This window comes from Clostridium intestinale DSM 6191 (assembly GCF_900130055.1).
Classification (GTDB): domain Bacteria; phylum Bacillota; class Clostridia; order Clostridiales; family Clostridiaceae; genus Clostridium_T; species Clostridium_T intestinale.
In genome coordinates this window covers 12,601-28,997 of the sequence record NZ_FQXU01000007.1, presented here as the reverse complement: position 1 = coordinate 28,997, position 16,397 = coordinate 12,601, and the positions used below count along the sequence as shown (strand labels likewise).

Genomic DNA, 16,397 nt, shown 5'->3' with positions numbered 1-16,397 from the left:
AGAAAGCTTATGTATGTTTCGATGAAAGAGATGCTAGATAAAGCAAATAAAGAAAATTACGCAGTTATGGCTATCAATTGTTTTAATCTAGAAACTGCAAGGGCTGTAATAAAAGCAGCAGAACTTGAAAATGCACCAATAATAATAAATGTTGTTCAGGAACATCTTCTAGATCACTGTAATAGTGAGCTTATAACACCTATTGTAAAAACTCTAGCAGCAAGGACAAATATTAAGGTTGCCTTAAATTTTGACCATGGACAAGAAGTCTTATTTCTAAAAAAGGCAATAGATGATGGATTTTCTTCAGTAATGGTAGATGCTTCACGTTTTAATCTTCAAGGTAATATAGAAATGACAAGGGAAGTTGTAAATTATGCTCACCCAAAAGGTGTAAGTGTTGAAGGGGAAATTGGATGTTTAGGTGGAACCGAAGGGGAAGCTTATACAAGTGAGCAAATGTATACTGACCCAGAGGAGGCATTAAAATTTGCAAAAGAAACTGGTATAGATGCTCTAGCAATATCAATTGGCACATCCCATGGAAATTATCCAGATGGAATGGTACCAGAGTTTGATTTTAACAGACTAAGGACCATAAAGGAGCTAACAAAAATGCCTTTAGTTCTTCATGGAGGATCTGGTTCTGGGAAAAGCAATATCTTAAAATCAGTTGAAAATGGAATAAATAAAATTAATGTTGGTTGTGATTTCATGAACTATAATGTTAGTGCTATTAAATCAATATTAGAAAATGAGCCAGATATAAATTATTATGTGATGATGCATAGGGTAGAGAATGAGAGCATTCAAATTGTAAGAGATTATATTAGATTATCAGGATCAAATAATAAAAATTAAAAGAAAAGGAAGTATGGATTATGTTAATGAATATGAAAGAACTATTAAAGGTAGCACAAAAAGAAGGATTTGCAGTACCAGCTTTTAATACAAGCAGCAATATGATATTAAAGGGAGTTATGGAGGCATGCAGTGAAAAGAAGGCACCAGTAATTATTGCTATCCATCCTGACGAATTATCTTTTATTGAAGATAGTTTTATAGAGGCAGTTAAAGAAGAAGCTTATAAGTCAGAAGTACCAGTGGTTATACACTTAGATCATGGCGGAAGTTTTGAACAGATTTTAAGAGCTATAAGATGTGGTTTTACATCAGTTATGATTGATGCATCACATCTATCTTTTGAAGAAAATATTGCACTTACTAAAAAAGTAGTAGAAGTAGCTCATCCACTTAATGTTTCTGTAGAAGCAGAACTTGGAACTATAGGAACAACAGGCAATGGTGGAGAGTATGGAACAGAAAAAATAATCTATACAGATCCAGATAAAGCTAAAGAATTTGTTGAAAGAACAGAAGTAGATACTTTAGCTGTGGCAATTGGGACATGTCATGGAATATATCCTAAGGATATGAAACCTGAACTTAAGCTAGATTTGTTAAAGGTAATAAGAGATGTTGTAGATATACCTTTAGTATTACATGGAGGGTCAGCTAATCCAGACGAGGAGATAGTAGAATCAGTAAAACTTGGAGTATGTAAAATAAATATTTCAAGTGATATTAAGGATGCTTTCTACAGAAAATGTCGTGAAATATTAACTGAGGACTTAGGGGCTCGTGAACCTAATGCAATTTATCCACCTTGTATAGATGCTATGAAGCAGGTTATATATAACAAGATAGAGTTATTTAATGATGGAGATAAAGTAAAGTTTTATAAATAGAATATAAGTTTAAAGAAGAAGTGCTCTTTTAGGAAGTTATGGGACTTGGAATAAAGTTTCTACCGAATAAAAGAGCACTTTTTTGTTAACTTTAGGTTGCCTAAATACATTAAGTTTTGTAGAGAATATAATTGACATTGATATAGGTAAATGTTAACATCTGAACATAAAAAAACATCAGTATGAGAGTTGAAAATTTATATATAGGAGTGGAGTAAGATGGATAAGGAAGAATGTGATTTAGTTCATGCTAATGGCGTTAAAGAAAAGAAGATGGAAGTTATAGATGGATACACAATAAAATACCACGCTAATGGAAAAACTCCTTGGTCAAAAGGTAAGATGGTAAATGATCAGCCAGAGGGTTATTGGGAGTGGTATAGGCCGGATGGTACAATTAAACGCTCAGGGTATTTCGAAAATGGAGAACCTATTGGTGAGTGGATTACCTATGATAATAAAGGGGAAAAGTACAAAACTACTAATCGCAAGAAAAAGAATGACATATAATTTCTAGAGTGAATAATATAAGCATTTAAGCAAAGTTATGCTGATAAAAATGTACATATATACATCTTAAAAGAATATTCTAGTAATAGATAATTAGAAAAGGTGATATATATGTACTTATCTATACCAGAGGTATTCTATTGTCAAGTTAGATATGTAAATTTAGATATAAATTATTCTTTTTTCGTAAGAGAAAATGAATACAAAAAAATAAAAATAGGGGCAGTTTTGCCTTCGAGTGAAGTAAAGAGATGGAATATAGCTAAAGCTTCTATGGAGAAAGAGGCTAATGTCAAAGGTATTAAAATAAGAGTTGAATTTAGCAACTGGGATATAAATAAAGAAATAGAGAATATAAGAGGATTTATATTAGAGAATATAGATATTTTAATATTAACCTCTGTAAAGCTTAAAGGCGATAATGAAATATTAAATGAGGTGTATAAAGCTGGAATAAAAATAATTGCTATGGATGCACTTATATATGATTCATATGTGGATTTATTTGTAGGGTTTAATATGCTTAAGGCAGGGCAACTTCAAGGAAGTTTCCTTACTAAAAAGGTTTCAGAGGGAAGGTATATTATACTTCATGGTTCACCAAATGGCGAAGTATTTAAAATAGGTGCTATGGAATACATTAGGCCACTAGTTTATACAGGTAAAATTCAAGTTGTAGCAGATGAAGAAGTTCAGAACTGGTTACCGGAGAATGGGTACAATATAATAAAAAAAATTATAGCTAAAGATAAAAATATTGACGCGATTTTAGCTCCAGTGGATAAAATTGCAGGAGGAGCTATTAAAGCTTTAACAGAAGAAAACATGCAAGGAAAAGTTATTGTAACAGGACAAGATGCAGAACCAGAGGCAATAAAAAGGATTATGGAGGGAACACAGGCTATGACATTATTAAATGACTCCGTAAAGCTTGGGAAGATAACTATAGATTTAGCGATAAATTTAATTGAGGGAAAAAGTATAAATTATGATTATATAATAAATAACGGGAAAGTTGATGTAATATCTGTACTAATTGATCCAATACTTATAGATGAAGAGAATGTCTTTAGCAAAATTAACGAACTAATTGATACAACACTTATAGATAAAGAGAATGTTCTTAGTAAAACCAATGAACTAAAAGAGTAATGATTTGTTATCATAATAAAAAATGTACTTATATATAGGCAAAAAGAATATCCTAATAATAGATAACTAAAAAAAAGGGGATATTTATGTACTTGTCGATACCAGAAGTTTTTTATTGCTCAGTTAAATATGTAAATAAGATTATTTTAGAGATTAATTCCCCTCTTTGTGTAAGTGAAAGACATGATAAAAGTATAAAAATTGGTGCGATTTTACCTTCTGGAGAAAAGTTTAGATGGAGTAAGATAAGATATGCCATGGAGCATGAAGCTAAACTTAAAGGGGTAGAACTAAGTATTGAGTATAGCGATTTTGATATAAATAAAGAGAGAGCAATAATTAAACGAATGATTTTAGAGAAGATAGATGTTTTAGTGTTAGGGTCTGTAAATCACAAGGGGGAAAAAGAAATACTTGATGAAGTGAATAAAGCTGGGATTAAAATAATAGCGCAGGATGCTCTCATTAACAATTGTCATGTAGATTTATATTTGGGTTTTAATATATTACGGGCAGGACAACTTCAAGGTGGATTTTTAATTAGTAAAGTTCCAGAAGGAAAATACATTATTTTGTATGGATGTCCAAATGGTGAATTATTAAAAAAAGGTGCAATGGAGTATATCACTCCTCTTATTGATACTAGAAAAGTTAAGGTTGTTGCTGATGAAGCAGTTAAAGGATGGATGTCTGATCGGGCATATGATGTAGTAAAAAAAATAATAGTTGAAGACAAAAATATAGTTGCGGTTTTAGCTCCAACAGACAATATAGCTGAAGCTGTAATTAAAGCTTTATCTGAAGAAAATTTACAAGGAAAAGTTATTGTAACAGGGCAAGATGCAGATCCAGAAGCTATAAAAAGAATTCTAGAAGGAACCCAAGCTATGACATTGCTTAATGATTCAATAACATTGGGACGGATAACCATAGAATCTGCAATAAATTTAATAGAAGGACAAAGTATTAACTATGATTACATAGTTAATAATGAAATGGTAGACGTGCAAACAATACTTATAGATCCTATACTTATAGACAAATCTAATGTTTATAGCAAACTTAAGGAAACGGGTTATGCTAAAGAATATCTTATGTAAAATTTAAGGGAGGCTATGGTCTTCCTTAAAATCATTTTGTTGCTTATCATCTAAAACTTTGATAAAATATTATCAAAGTCTAAAAAAGAAAGGAAGCTAAGAAATGAATAAAGTTATAAAAAATGATTTAGTAGTTGCTGAAATTAAAACATTAGGAGCTGAGGTAGTAAGTTTTAAGAGACTTGAAAACGGTTGTGAATACATGTGGAGTGGAGACGAGAAGCTTTGGAATGGTAAGGCTCCTGTATTATTTCCAAATGTATGCGCAGTGAATAATGGAGAAATAAAAGTTGATGGAGAAATATACAAACTAGGAAATCATGGTTTTGCTAGAAAAAGTGAATTTGAATTAGTTGAAGAAACTGATACAAAAGCTGTTTACAAGCTTTCCTATAATGAAGATACTTTAAAAATGTATCCTTTTAAATTTAATTTATTTATTACATATACTGTTGATGGAAACAAACTTAATATAGAGTATAAGGTAGAAAATGTAGATGATAAGGACATGTATTTCCAAATAGGAACACATCCAGGATTTAATTGTCCATTAGATAAAGAAAGTAAATTTGAGGATTATTATCTTGAATTTGAATGTAATGAAACTCTTGAAAGATTATTTATGAATGATGCTAATGTATTAATAAATAATAAATCAGAAGTTATATTAGAAAATAATAATATATTACCAATAACACGTGAGTTATTTAAAGATGGTGCGCTTGTATTTAAGAATATGAATTCAAAACAAGTTGCTTTAAAAAGCAAAACTTCAGATAAAACTGTAACTTTATCTTATAATGATCTTACTTATATGGGGTTATGGCAAGCAAAAACTGCTGACTTTGTATGTATTGAACCTTGGCATGGTATAGCAGATACAGATGGATATACTGGTGAGTTTAAGGATAAAGAGATGATAATCACATTAGAAAAAGGGTCAAGCTATAAGTGTGATTATACTATAGAAATAAAATAATTACTTGCAATGAATAGAGCTGTTGCACTAAATAATAGTGTACAGCTTTTTTCTTTGAATATTAAAAAAGTATAGTTATTTCTATATTATAATGTATATATTTATAAAATATAGCAGGTATAAAACATTGTCTCTACATGTCGAAGTATGCTATAATCATCTATATTATCCACATAATATAATACATAATAAATTTTGGCAAAATTAAAAAGTTTACGAGGTCAAAAAGTGCAATATATAAAAAGTAAAAATACTAATAATAATATTCTTATATTAGCAGTTTTAAAATACACTATTTTAATTGCTATTATATTATTAAATAGTAACAAACGTTATATAGAAAAAAATTTAGTTGATATAAATGTTATGGAGTATCTACCTTTCTTTAAGGTGGCTATTATTCCTATTTCAATTGGAATAGGATTTTTTTTGAGATTTTTATTTTCTTATATTGGAGTAAAGAGAAAAAGTTATCATAATCAGATTATTGAAGATAGTATTTTTATTATATTAACTTCTGCTTTAATGATATTGAATAAAAATAATAGCAGTGGTGAGTATAAGGTTATGTTTATGGTTATTATTATTTCATCAACCATTTCTTTTGGGAAAAAGTATGGTTTGAAAATAGCTGGAATTTCATCATTTATAGTTTTGGGATTAAGTTTAATTTATAATATTACCGATATAACTAAAAGCTACAGATTTGAAAATGATTTGTTTATGTGCGTTATATTTGGAGTAATAGCTTGGATATTAGGTAATTATGTGATATCTGAGCAAAAGCAGATACAAGCATTAGAGGATGAATTAGAGATACAACTAAAGCAGCATAATTATATAGAGGATATGATGATACAAAATGAAGCCTGTTATGATTTGTTAATTAAAAGTTCTTCAGAGGTTATCATTATTCATAATGAAAAAGGTGTACTATTTCTAAATGAAAAAGCATTAAATCTGTTTGGGGTTAATCAAGGGGATGATAGTGCTCATAAGTATGAGTATGTAATTGATTCAGGATATAAAAAAGAAGATAAGGTTTCAAATAGTTATTATAAAGAAATCTTATTAAATAAGTATACGAATATTTCCTTTGAAGAAGTTATAAAAAATAGTGAAGGAGAAGAGTATATTCTCCACAATATATCTACCTATTGTATATATGATAAGCAGGCAGCTATATTAACTACAATGAGGGATATTACTCCAATAAAGCAGGTTCAGGAGTTAAAAGAAGATGTAAAAAGAAATGTTGCTTTATTAAATGAAACAATAGAATACAATAGATACATAACTGACTTTTTTTCAAATATATCACATGAGTTTAAAACCCCTTTAAATATAATATTTTCATCGGTTCAATTGCTTAATATATATATTGAAAATGATGAACCAATGGGAATTTCAAAAAAGAAAGCATATCTTAAGAGCATGAAGCAAAATTGCTATAGGCTTACAAGACTTATAAATAACATATTAGATGTAACTAAGTTAGATTCAGGTTTTATAACTCTTCAACTACAAAATATTGATATTATAAGCTATGTTGAAAATATTACGATGTCTGTAATACCTTATGCAGAAAATAAGGGGATAGAGCTTATATTTGATACCTATGTGGAAGAAAAGATAGTGGCAGTTGATCCTAACAAAATAGAAAGAATAATGTTAAACCTCCTTTCAAATGCATTAAAATTCACAGATACTGGTGGGAGGATATACGTATCTATATCCAATACAGAGGATTTTATTATAATATCTGTAAAGGATAATGGAATTGGAATACCAGAAGATAAATTAGAGTTGATTTTTGAAAGATTTATGCAAGTGGACAAGACTTTAAGAAGAAATCATGAGGGAACAGGGATTGGTTTATCCCTTGTAAAATCTTTTGTAGAACTCCATGAAGGAGATATACGAATAGTCAGTAAAATAAATGAGGGAAGCGAGTTTTTAGTAAATTTACCTATAAGATTAGTGGATAATCAGGAATGTATTATGGAAAAAGAAATAGAGGGAGACTTTATTGAAAAGGTAAATTTAGAGCTTGCAGACGTATATGGGGAAGTAATGAAAGAAACAAGTGTGGAATGAGAAGTGTCTCAACAAGTCATATCAGATATTTTTACTTTGCTTCTAAAACTAAAAAATAATAAGGAGTATATTAGATTAAATAATAAATCTAATATACTCCTTTCTTTTATTTTAAGGAAAGCTTTTTACTAATCTTCATCTAGTATATCTTCAATATATTCAACAATATCACTAATACTTTTAAGTTTATGAACATCCTCATCATAAATAGTTATTTTAAATTTTTTCTCACACTCAATAACTATTTTTGCAATACTGATTGGTTCAATTCCTGGATAAGCTATTAATTGAGTATCAGCTGTGATGGCTTCATAGTCAACATTAATAACTTCACCAATGATTTTAGCTATTTTTTCAAAAATCATAGTATTCCTCCTTTCATTTTTAGCGTAATTAAAGTAATGGACTTATTTCTCCAGTATAGAATAAGCTAAGTCTATGAAGGGCTCTAGTACATGCAATATAGAGGAGATTTTTATCATCTTTAGAGTAATAGGTGTTTTGGTCAGTATTTAATATTAATACAGAATCAAATTCTAAACCTTTAGAAAGATATATTGGAATTATAAAGGTTCCATCCAAAGTAGCCATGCTGTCACTTTTAATAAGTTTTATTTGGATTTCATCTTTTAAGACTTCATATAATGAAGAGGCCTCTTTTTCAGTTTTACATATTAGGCCTATAGATTTATAGTTATTTTCTCTGGAGGTTTTAATTTCATTTATGATATTATTTTTAAGTTCAGCTAAAGTAGAAGAGGAGTGAACTATAGGAGGGTTACCCTTTCTACTAAAACTATTGATTTTAAAGTCATCATTAAGAAATTTCTTGCTAAATTCAAGTATTTCACTAGTAGATCGGAAACTTTTATCCATTGTAATTAAGCTGGATTTTTTCTTACATAATATTTTATTTACTCTTTCATATAGGGATAAATTTTCTTGTTTTCCAATGGTTTGATTTATATCTCCTAAAATTGTGTATCTTGATTTTGGGAATAGTAAGTTTAATATTTCAAAATGAATAGGATAATAATCCTGAGCTTCATCAATTACTATCTGTCTTATCTCACTGTACCCATTGTTTGTATTTAGTTTTAAACTTAAGAAGGAAAGTGCTACTGCATCCCCATAAGATAATACATCATTATTAAGATTTTTAAAGGTAAAGTCTAATATGGCTTCAATATTTTCTGGTAAAGCTATACCTTTTGATAAACTAAAAAAATAGCGTTTGTTAGTAAATAGTTTTCTATATAATTCTAAGGGATTTAGTTCAGTAAATTTTCGTATTTCTTTAATTAAATTTGTACTTTCATAAATAGATAACATACGAGCTGTTTCTTCAAGTTCAAATGAATGTTCTTTATAGGTCGTTACAAAGTCTGTTAACTTTTCTAGACGGGTTTTATGATTTTTATGAACTTCTTCAAGAATTGATGCTTCCAATTGTTTTAGTCGTGAACTTAAAGTTATTGCTCTTTTTTCATTTAGTATTCTATTTTTTGATAGTTGCCTGTTTGATATATGTTTTCCATCATAATAAACATCTTTAAAATCTATCCATCTTCTAGGCAAATCATTAATAAAGCGATTTAGTATCTCAACGAACTCACTAGAACATTTAAATTCCATACTGCTTTTTGTCAAGTTATCATTAGATGAAAGTAATGTTTCTAAAAGTTCATTCCTAGTTTCTATTTTAGTACCATTTAAAATATTGATAATTAATTCTTCAAAGGTTTTAGAGTTTACATTCTTTTCACCAAGCTCAGGAAGTACATTTGATATATATTGCTCAAATAGGGTATTAGGTGAAATAATTAGTATGTTATTAGAAGATAACTTATCTGATAACCCTTGATACATAAGGTAAGCTGCTCTATGTAGTGCAACTGAGGTTTTTCCGCTTCCTGCAACTCCCTGTACCATCATTAAATCCATTTCCATATTTCTTATAATCATGTCTTGATCTTTTTGTATTGTTTCAACTATTGTCTTCATTTTAGAGGATGTGTTTTGAGATAACATTTTCCTTAAAAACTCATCTATAATTTGTATATCCGCATCAAAAAAGTACTCTAACTTACCGTTATTTATTTCATATTGACGTTTTAGATTAACTTCTCCTGTTATTTTCCCAGATGGGGCTTCATAAAAGGCTTCGCCTATTCCAAAACGATAAAATATACTTGATATTGGGGAGCGCCAGTCATAAACATAAATTTCACTTGAATCATCATCTATAAGAGAAGAACGACCGATATATATATTCTCATATTCATCTTCATCCTGAAATTTAAAATCAATACGAGCAAAGTAAGGAGAATTAAGCAGTTTTTCTAAGGCTATTATTTTAGCAGCTTCCACTTCATATTCAGAAATTTTGTGAGATATAGGTTTTGCATATTGTCCTATTTCTATAAGGTCATAGAAATTATCCTTTACCCAAAGGTTAGATAAAGAGTGATTTGTTTCTTCCCTAAGCTGTTTTTTAGCTTCAAGTATTTCTTCACGAACCTTTTCACTATTTTTTCTTAAGGAAGAGAGTTGCTCTTCAGCTATTGATATAGTTTGATTTAAGCGATTGTTTTCGAAACCTAAGTGATCATAATTATTTTTCAATCTCAAAATCCCCTTTCAATGTATGATAGCTTTTCTATGATACTCCTAAAAATGTGCCAGTATAAGTCTTATATTAAGATTTTTAATATGGTATAATATAAGTGAGGGAAGAGTTATTTTCCCTTTAATAAGTTAAGAACTAGGATTGTTATTATGTATTTAGGATAATAACAATCCTTTATTGTTTTAGAGATTTAGATGTTATAATATTAGATATGATTTAGATATGATTTAGATAGGACTTTGGAGGAATAAAATGAAAATATATGAAGCTTGTGTTGGAAATTATAAAGAAGCTCTATTAGCTTTTGAAAAAGGTGCAGATAGAATAGAACTATGTGATAATCTTATGGAGGACGGAACAACTCCAAGTTATGGTACCATAAAAAAAACTGTAGAGAAATTAAGCATTCCTGTAATGGTTATTATAAGACCAAGAGGTGGAGACTTTATATATAATGATGAAGAACTGGAAATAATGAAATATGATATTCAGATAGCAAAGGATTTAGGGGCCCATGGGGTTGTTATAGGTGCAATCAAGGATTTTAAAATCGATAAAAAAATAATTAAAGAACTAGTTTCTATAGCTAAGCCTATGTCAATTACTTTTCATATGGCTTTTGATGAAATAGAGGACAAGGAAGCAGCTATTGATGATCTTGTAGAACTTAAAGTTGATAGAATTCTTACTAAAGGTGGAACTGGTGATGCAATTAACAACAAGGACTTTTTAAAAGAATTAGTTGATTATGCAGATGGAAGAATTGTTATTATGCCAGGTAAAGGTGTAAATATAGAAAATAGAGATTTAATATTAGAATATATAGGGGCTAATGAAATACATGGAAGTAAGGTTGTCTAACTATATAGGCTTAATGGGGGAAAAGAAATGAGTAGAGAAAAATTTATTTATAGCAGAATTAAATATTTGGTAGCCTTTATTATATTTTTTATAACAGAAGTTCTAATTGCGGTATATGTTCATGATGATTTTATAAGACCCTATGTTGGAGATATACTTGTTGTAATTTTATTATATTGTTTTATTAAAATATTTGTACCCTATAAGGTTAAACTAATGTCATTGTACATATTTATATTTTCAGCTTTTGTTGAGATACTTCAATACTTTAAATTAGTTGAGGTATTGGGATTACAAGACAATAGGTTTGCTAGAATAGTAATAGGTTCAGTATTTGATTGGAAAGATATATTGTGTTATGGAGTTGGATGTATTTTATTATATGGGTATGAAAAATTAATAGATAAATCGCTTTAGGAGGAAGAACTGCTTTCCTAAAAATATCATCAAAAAGATAATTATTTGTAATGTGTATATATGGTAAAATGATGTAAAATATAAATAGACTTTGAAAGGTGTTAGCAAAATTACTTTGCAACACCTTTTATTTAATATTAAATGATAATACTTATCATTTACAAACTGATTTCCCTATGCTATTATGTTTGTAAATCCTCACAACAAGGCTAGAAATATAATCAATATTTTAGAGGAGGAAATGTGATTATGGAAGATTTAACGTCCAAAAGTGAAATAAGATCTTTAAGAAAAAAGGAACATGTTAAGCATTTTTCTAAAGGTGATTTTGAAGGAAATAATTATTTTAAATATATATATTTAGAGCACAACTCACTACCAGAGATTGATTTTAATGAGATAGATACAAGGGTGAATTTTTTAGGTAAACAAATAAACTTTCCTGTAATGATTAATGCCATGACAGGAGGGTTTAATGATGCTGTAAAAATAAACAGTAATCTTGCAAAGGTTGCAAAGGAATTAAACATACCAATGGCAGTTGGATCTCAGGCAATAGCAGTTAATGATGAAAACTACTCAGCTTCTTTTAAAGTTGTAAGACAAGTATTAAAAGATGGAGTTGTTATATCTAATATAAATGGGTTTTCAACTCTAGATGATGTTAAAAAAGCTATAGATATGATTGAGGCAGATGGGATTCAGATTCATATAAATCCTGCTCAAGAGATATGTATGCCTGAAGGAGATAGAAACTTTAAAGGTGTTTTAAAAAATATTGAAAATATAGTTAAAAAAATAGATAAACCTGTAATAGTAAAAGAAATAGGTTTTGGCATGTCAAAAGATGTAGTCAAAAGACTTTTAGAAGTTGGAGTAAAGTACGTAGATGTTGGAGGAAGTGGGGGAACCAATTTCATTAAAATTGAAAGTGAAAGAAATAAAGAATTTCACTTTGATGAGTTATTTGATTGGGGAATACCTACAGCATTAAGTCTTATTGAAGCAAGAAGTTTAAGTGATGATTTGAATATCGTGTGTAGCGGTGGGGTTAAGGCTTCTGATGAGGTAATAAAAGCCCTATGTTTAGGTGCCAATATGACTGGTATAAGCGGCCCTATATTAAAGTCATTTTTAGATGTTGGTTATGAAGGTGCACTTGAGTATCTTCAAAATATTATATATAAATCTAAAGTAATGATGTTTCTTTTAGGTAAAAAGAATATAGAAGAGCTTAAAAGTGTACCTTTTAGGATAAAAGGTGAACTTAAAGAGCTTGTGGATTATAAAAGGTGAAGACATGAATGAGAAATTAAATATAGGTGAAGGGTATTCACATAGTAAGTTGATTTTAACAGGAGAGCATGGAGTTGTGTATGGTAAACCGGCCATAGCAATTCCTTTTCCACTTAAGGTGAAATGTACCACAAAAAACTATGATGGAGGCATAAGGTTCGAATCATCAATTTATACTGGTAGTACTGATGATATGCCAGTTAAGCTTAGAGGACTTTCTTTGGTTTTAGAGGAGGCTTTAACTATTTTAAATAAAGCACATGAAGGGCTTCTTATTAATATTTATTCAGAAATACCCATAGGAAGAGGGTTAGGTTCAAGTGCATCAATTGCTACAGCTATAGTAAGAAGTTTATTTTCATTTTATGGACAAAATCTTACTAAAGAACAATTATTTTATTTAGTGAATATAGGGGAAAGATATGCCCATGGAAACCCAAGTGGTATTGATATGGAAGTGGTATCTAGTGAGGAAGCTATATATTTTAAAAAAGATAAGAAGGTTCAGTATATTAAAAGTGTTAAACCATTTTATATAGTAGTGGGAGATAGTGGGAAAATTGGAGATACACGTAATGCTGTAGAAAATGTACACCATAGAAGTTTATTAAATCCTCATAAAATGGAATCTCATATAGATGAAATGGGAAAGCTTGTTGAAAAAAGCAAAGATGCTTTTTTAGCTGGAAATATGGATTTATTAGGTGAACTACTGAATTCTAACCAAGAGATACTTGAAAATATGGGTGTAAGCGATGAAAGTTTAGAAATGTTAATAAAGACTGCTAGAAAAAATGGAGCCTTGGGCGCTAAATTAACTGGAGGAGGACTTGGAGGTTGCATAATTGCACTTTCAAATAATTTAGAGAATGGGAAATTAATTGCACAAGAATTAATAAATTCTGGCGCAGTTAAAAGCTGGTGTTTCTCTACCAAGGAAAATAAACTTTATACTTTCGAGAAAATGGAGGATTAAATTAAATGAAAGCTAAGGCAAAAGCTAATACAAACATTGCATTAATTAAATATTGGGGAAAGAGAGATAATGAATTAATCCTTCCTATGAATAGCAGTATATCAATAACCTTAGATGGATTTTATACTATAACCTCAGTTGAGTTTAATGAAAATCTTAAAAATGATGTTTTTATATTAAATAATAAGGAAACAGAAGAGAAGGACCAGAAAAAGATATCAAAGTTTCTTGATGTTGTAAGAGAATTATCAGGAACTAAATTATATGCAGAAGTTAATTCTGAAAATAAAGTACCAACAGCTGCTGGATTTGCATCTTCTGCATCTGGATTTGCAGCTTTAGCTTGTGCTTCTTCAAAGGCAGCAGGCTTAAATTTAAGTGAAAGAGAGTTATCAATGTTAGCTCGTAGAGGTTCAGGTTCTGCTTGTAGATCTATTTTTGGTGGATATGTTAAATGGGAAAAAGGCGAAAAACTTGATGGAACAGATTCTCATGGAGTTAGATTGTTATCAGAAAAAGATTGGGATATAAGCATACTTTCAGTAATGGTAGCCTCAGGGAAAAAGAAGGTTTCTAGTAGAGAAGGAATGAAGCGTACAGTAGAAACCTCACCTTTTTATTCAGGGTGGCTAGATACTGTGGAAAAAGATATTAAAATAGCAGAAGAGGCAATAAGATTAAAAGATTTTTATAGCCTAGGAAATATTGCAGAAGAAAATGCTCTAAAGATACATGCTACAATGCTTGGAGCGAAACCACCTGTTTTATATTGGGAACATGGAACTCTAGAAGTTATGGGGCATATTCAAAATCTAAGAGAGTCAGGTATACCAGCATTTTTCACCATAGATGCAGGAGCAAATGTTAAAGTGCTTTGTCTTAAGGAGAATGAAAATATGGTATATGAATCTCTTTTAAAACTTTCAAGTGTTATGAAGGTTTTAGTTTGTCATCCAGGTTCAGGAGTTACTTATTTAGAATAATAGGAGTTTAATTATGAAAGATATAAACCAAGAAACTATGAAACATATAGATGATAAAAAAGTTAATATTGAAATTTGGGAGGATGTTGTAAATATTAAGGACTTAGTTAAGGCACTTGTAATATGTAGTGTTACTACCCTTGGTGGATATTTTATTGCTCCAAATGAACCACCTAAGCCATTATTTTTTGGTTTAGGCGGTGCAATTATTGGGTTTGTTGTTTGCTCTGTTCTAATAAAGCCTAAAAGGATATTTGTTAAGGAAGATAAGGAGAATTAGGATGGATATTAGTTTAATTATACAGATGATACTAGCAGCAGCTTTAGCTGCGGTGATTTATTCTATAATTGGAGCAGCTCCAGGTGCAGATGAAACTGCAACCATTGCTCCGGTAATATTAGTACTTGTTTTATCGGGAGTTGAACCTGTTGTGGTTTTATCTTTCTTTATTTCGGCAATAGTTGCATGTAAGCTTATTGATGCAGTTCCTGTTTCTATTGCAGGAATACCAGCAGGTGTTATGTCTACGCCAATGGTTGAGCATGCAATGGTGCTTAAAAAGCACGGGCTAACTAATACAAGCATAAGAAAGATTGCGTCAGGTGCTATCGTAGGAACCTTCGTTTCTATACCTGTAAGTTTATTTTTGGCAAGTTTTATTGTGCCGTTTGCGACTACTATTAAGGAATATGGGGATGCTATATTTTTTGTTGGAGCTATAGTTTTAGCTTTAATGAGCAAAAAAAGATGGATAGCACTTGCTTCTATATTACCTTTTGCGCTTTTAATTCAAGGACTTAGATATCTTTATTGGGGAATAAATGCAGTACCTAAAGAAACTAATGTTTTTGTATCATTTTTCTTAGGTATTACAATTGGACCTGTTATCTTAAGTTTATTTGAACTTCTTAATAAAGATAAAAGAGACGCCTTAAAAAAGTATGATACAAAGAAAATATATATAAAAGAGGAAGAGGAAATAAAGAAGTTTCCAAATCCCTTTAAAATCTTAACTAAAAAAGAAGTAGGCTATAGTACATTAGCTTCACTTATAGGATCAGTTACTTTTCTTCTAAGCCCAGTAGGATTAACCACCTTTTTGGGGGAGTTATTCTCAAGTAGAGTTAAAGATCCTGTGGAAAAGGCTTCACTTGCGGTTTCTTGTATGGAAGCTTTAGCACAGGCAACCTATATTTCAGGAATTTTAATTCCTCTCCTAGCGTTAGGTATTCCATTATCTCCCGTAGCGTTAGGTCCAGGTAATCCTTTATTTAATGCGCCACCAGTATTTACACTAGAAAATAACATGCATCATATATTATCAAGAACAGATTTTGTGGTTGCAACTCTTATAGGGGCAGTTATTGCATCAGCTTTTACTTATTTTATCACAGTAAAATATTCTCAAAAGATCTGTTCCTTTGTATTTAAAAAGATTCCTCATGAAGCTATGTTAGGAGTATTTTTCAGTTTGGTTTTACTTTTAGCCTTTATGGATGGAGGAGTTATTAATATTGTCGGTGTACTTTTAATAGGTATTTTCTCAGGGGTTTTATATAGGTTAGGAGTTAATTATGGAGTTATGTTTATGATTCTTTATTCAGCTCCATGGATCGTAAAAGCATTATCAGGTTTATATTAATTTAAG

At 30.0% G+C, this 16,397-nt stretch carries 16 protein-coding genes; 14 read left to right on the top strand and 2 right to left on the bottom strand.

What is annotated here, in order from left to right; genetic code table 11:
- The first annotated feature begins 9 nt into the window (after positions 1-9).
- The 7 genes from BUA92_RS11085 (at position 10) to BUA92_RS11055 (ending at position 7,586) form a co-directional block, all read left to right on the top strand.
- On the top strand, positions 10-861 hold the full coding sequence (locus tag BUA92_RS11085) for a class II fructose-bisphosphate aldolase (RefSeq protein ID WP_073019533.1): 852 nt from the start codon (positions 10-12) through the stop codon (positions 859-861).
- 20 nt (positions 862-881) lie between these two features.
- The gene (locus BUA92_RS11080; protein WP_073019531.1) at positions 882-1,748 is read left to right on the top strand and encodes a ketose-bisphosphate aldolase; all 867 of its coding nucleotides are present in this window, start codon (positions 882-884) and stop codon (positions 1,746-1,748) included.
- A 219-nt stretch (positions 1,749-1,967) separates the two neighbouring features.
- A complete protein-coding gene (locus BUA92_RS11075) occupies positions 1,968-2,258 on the top strand; it encodes a toxin-antitoxin system YwqK family antitoxin (protein WP_073019529.1) in 291 nt (96 codons plus the stop codon).
- Between the two features lie 111 nt (positions 2,259-2,369).
- Positions 2,370-3,410 carry a substrate-binding domain-containing protein gene (locus BUA92_RS11070; protein ID WP_073019527.1) on the top strand — a complete coding sequence of 347 codons (1,041 nt, stop codon included), beginning with the start codon at positions 2,370-2,372 and terminating at the stop codon, positions 3,408-3,410.
- A gap of 86 nt (positions 3,411-3,496) precedes the next feature.
- Entirely contained in the window at positions 3,497-4,510 is a 1,014-nt protein-coding gene (locus tag BUA92_RS11065) for a substrate-binding domain-containing protein (RefSeq protein WP_073019526.1), read from the top strand.
- A 103-nt stretch (positions 4,511-4,613) separates the two neighbouring features.
- Positions 4,614-5,489, top strand: a complete 876-nt coding sequence (locus BUA92_RS11060; protein WP_073019525.1) for an aldose 1-epimerase family protein — start codon at positions 4,614-4,616, stop codon at positions 5,487-5,489.
- Positions 5,490-5,717: 228 nt separating this feature from the next.
- Positions 5,718-7,586: a PAS domain-containing sensor histidine kinase gene (locus BUA92_RS11055; protein ID WP_073019524.1), complete on the top strand. Its 1,869-nt coding sequence runs from the start codon at positions 5,718-5,720 to the stop codon at positions 7,584-7,586.
- 128 nt (positions 7,587-7,714) lie between these two features.
- On the opposite strand, the gene BUA92_RS11050 is transcribed toward BUA92_RS11055, so the two are convergent.
- Together BUA92_RS11050 and helD are read right to left on the bottom strand one after the other, a co-directional pair.
- The gene (locus tag BUA92_RS11050; protein WP_073019523.1) at positions 7,715-7,951 is read right to left on the bottom strand and encodes an acyl carrier protein; all 237 of its coding nucleotides are present in this window, start codon (positions 7,949-7,951) and stop codon (positions 7,715-7,717) included.
- 28 nt (positions 7,952-7,979) lie between these two features.
- Complete coding sequence (helD, locus tag BUA92_RS11045) at positions 7,980-10,211, bottom strand: RNA polymerase recycling motor HelD (RefSeq protein WP_073019522.1); 2,232 nt, start codon at positions 10,209-10,211, stop codon at positions 7,980-7,982.
- A gap of 256 nt (positions 10,212-10,467) precedes the next feature.
- On the opposite strand from helD, the gene BUA92_RS11040 reads away from it, so the two are divergent.
- The 7 genes from BUA92_RS11040 to BUA92_RS11010 all read left to right on the top strand — a co-directional run bounded on the left by BUA92_RS11040 (position 10,468) and on the right by BUA92_RS11010 (position 16,391).
- Positions 10,468-11,076 carry a copper homeostasis protein CutC gene (locus tag BUA92_RS11040; protein ID WP_073019521.1) on the top strand — a complete coding sequence of 203 codons (609 nt, stop codon included), beginning with the start codon at positions 10,468-10,470 and terminating at the stop codon, positions 11,074-11,076.
- 27 nt (positions 11,077-11,103) lie between these two features.
- Positions 11,104-11,493 (top strand): ribosomal maturation YjgA family protein, encoded by a 390-nt coding sequence (locus tag BUA92_RS11035; RefSeq protein ID WP_073019520.1) that lies wholly within the window; start codon positions 11,104-11,106, stop codon positions 11,491-11,493.
- 249 nt (positions 11,494-11,742) lie between these two features.
- The gene (gene fni, locus BUA92_RS11030) at positions 11,743-12,789 is read left to right on the top strand and encodes a type 2 isopentenyl-diphosphate Delta-isomerase (RefSeq protein WP_207650349.1); all 1,047 of its coding nucleotides are present in this window, start codon (positions 11,743-11,745) and stop codon (positions 12,787-12,789) included.
- Between the two features lie 4 nt (positions 12,790-12,793).
- Positions 12,794-13,765, top strand: coding sequence for a mevalonate kinase (gene mvk, locus BUA92_RS11025; RefSeq protein WP_073020051.1), 972 nt, complete (start codon positions 12,794-12,796; stop codon positions 13,763-13,765).
- A 5-nt stretch (positions 13,766-13,770) separates the two neighbouring features.
- Positions 13,771-14,748: a diphosphomevalonate decarboxylase gene (mvaD, locus tag BUA92_RS11020; RefSeq protein WP_073019519.1), complete on the top strand. Its 978-nt coding sequence runs from the start codon at positions 13,771-13,773 to the stop codon at positions 14,746-14,748.
- A gap of 13 nt (positions 14,749-14,761) precedes the next feature.
- A complete protein-coding gene (locus tag BUA92_RS11015) occupies positions 14,762-15,028 on the top strand; it encodes a hypothetical protein (RefSeq protein ID WP_175550895.1) in 267 nt (88 codons plus the stop codon).
- Position 15,029: 1 nt separating this feature from the next.
- Positions 15,030-16,391, top strand: coding sequence for a tripartite tricarboxylate transporter permease (locus tag BUA92_RS11010; RefSeq protein WP_073019518.1), 1,362 nt, complete (start codon positions 15,030-15,032; stop codon positions 16,389-16,391).
- Positions 16,392-16,397: the final 6 nt, after the last annotated feature.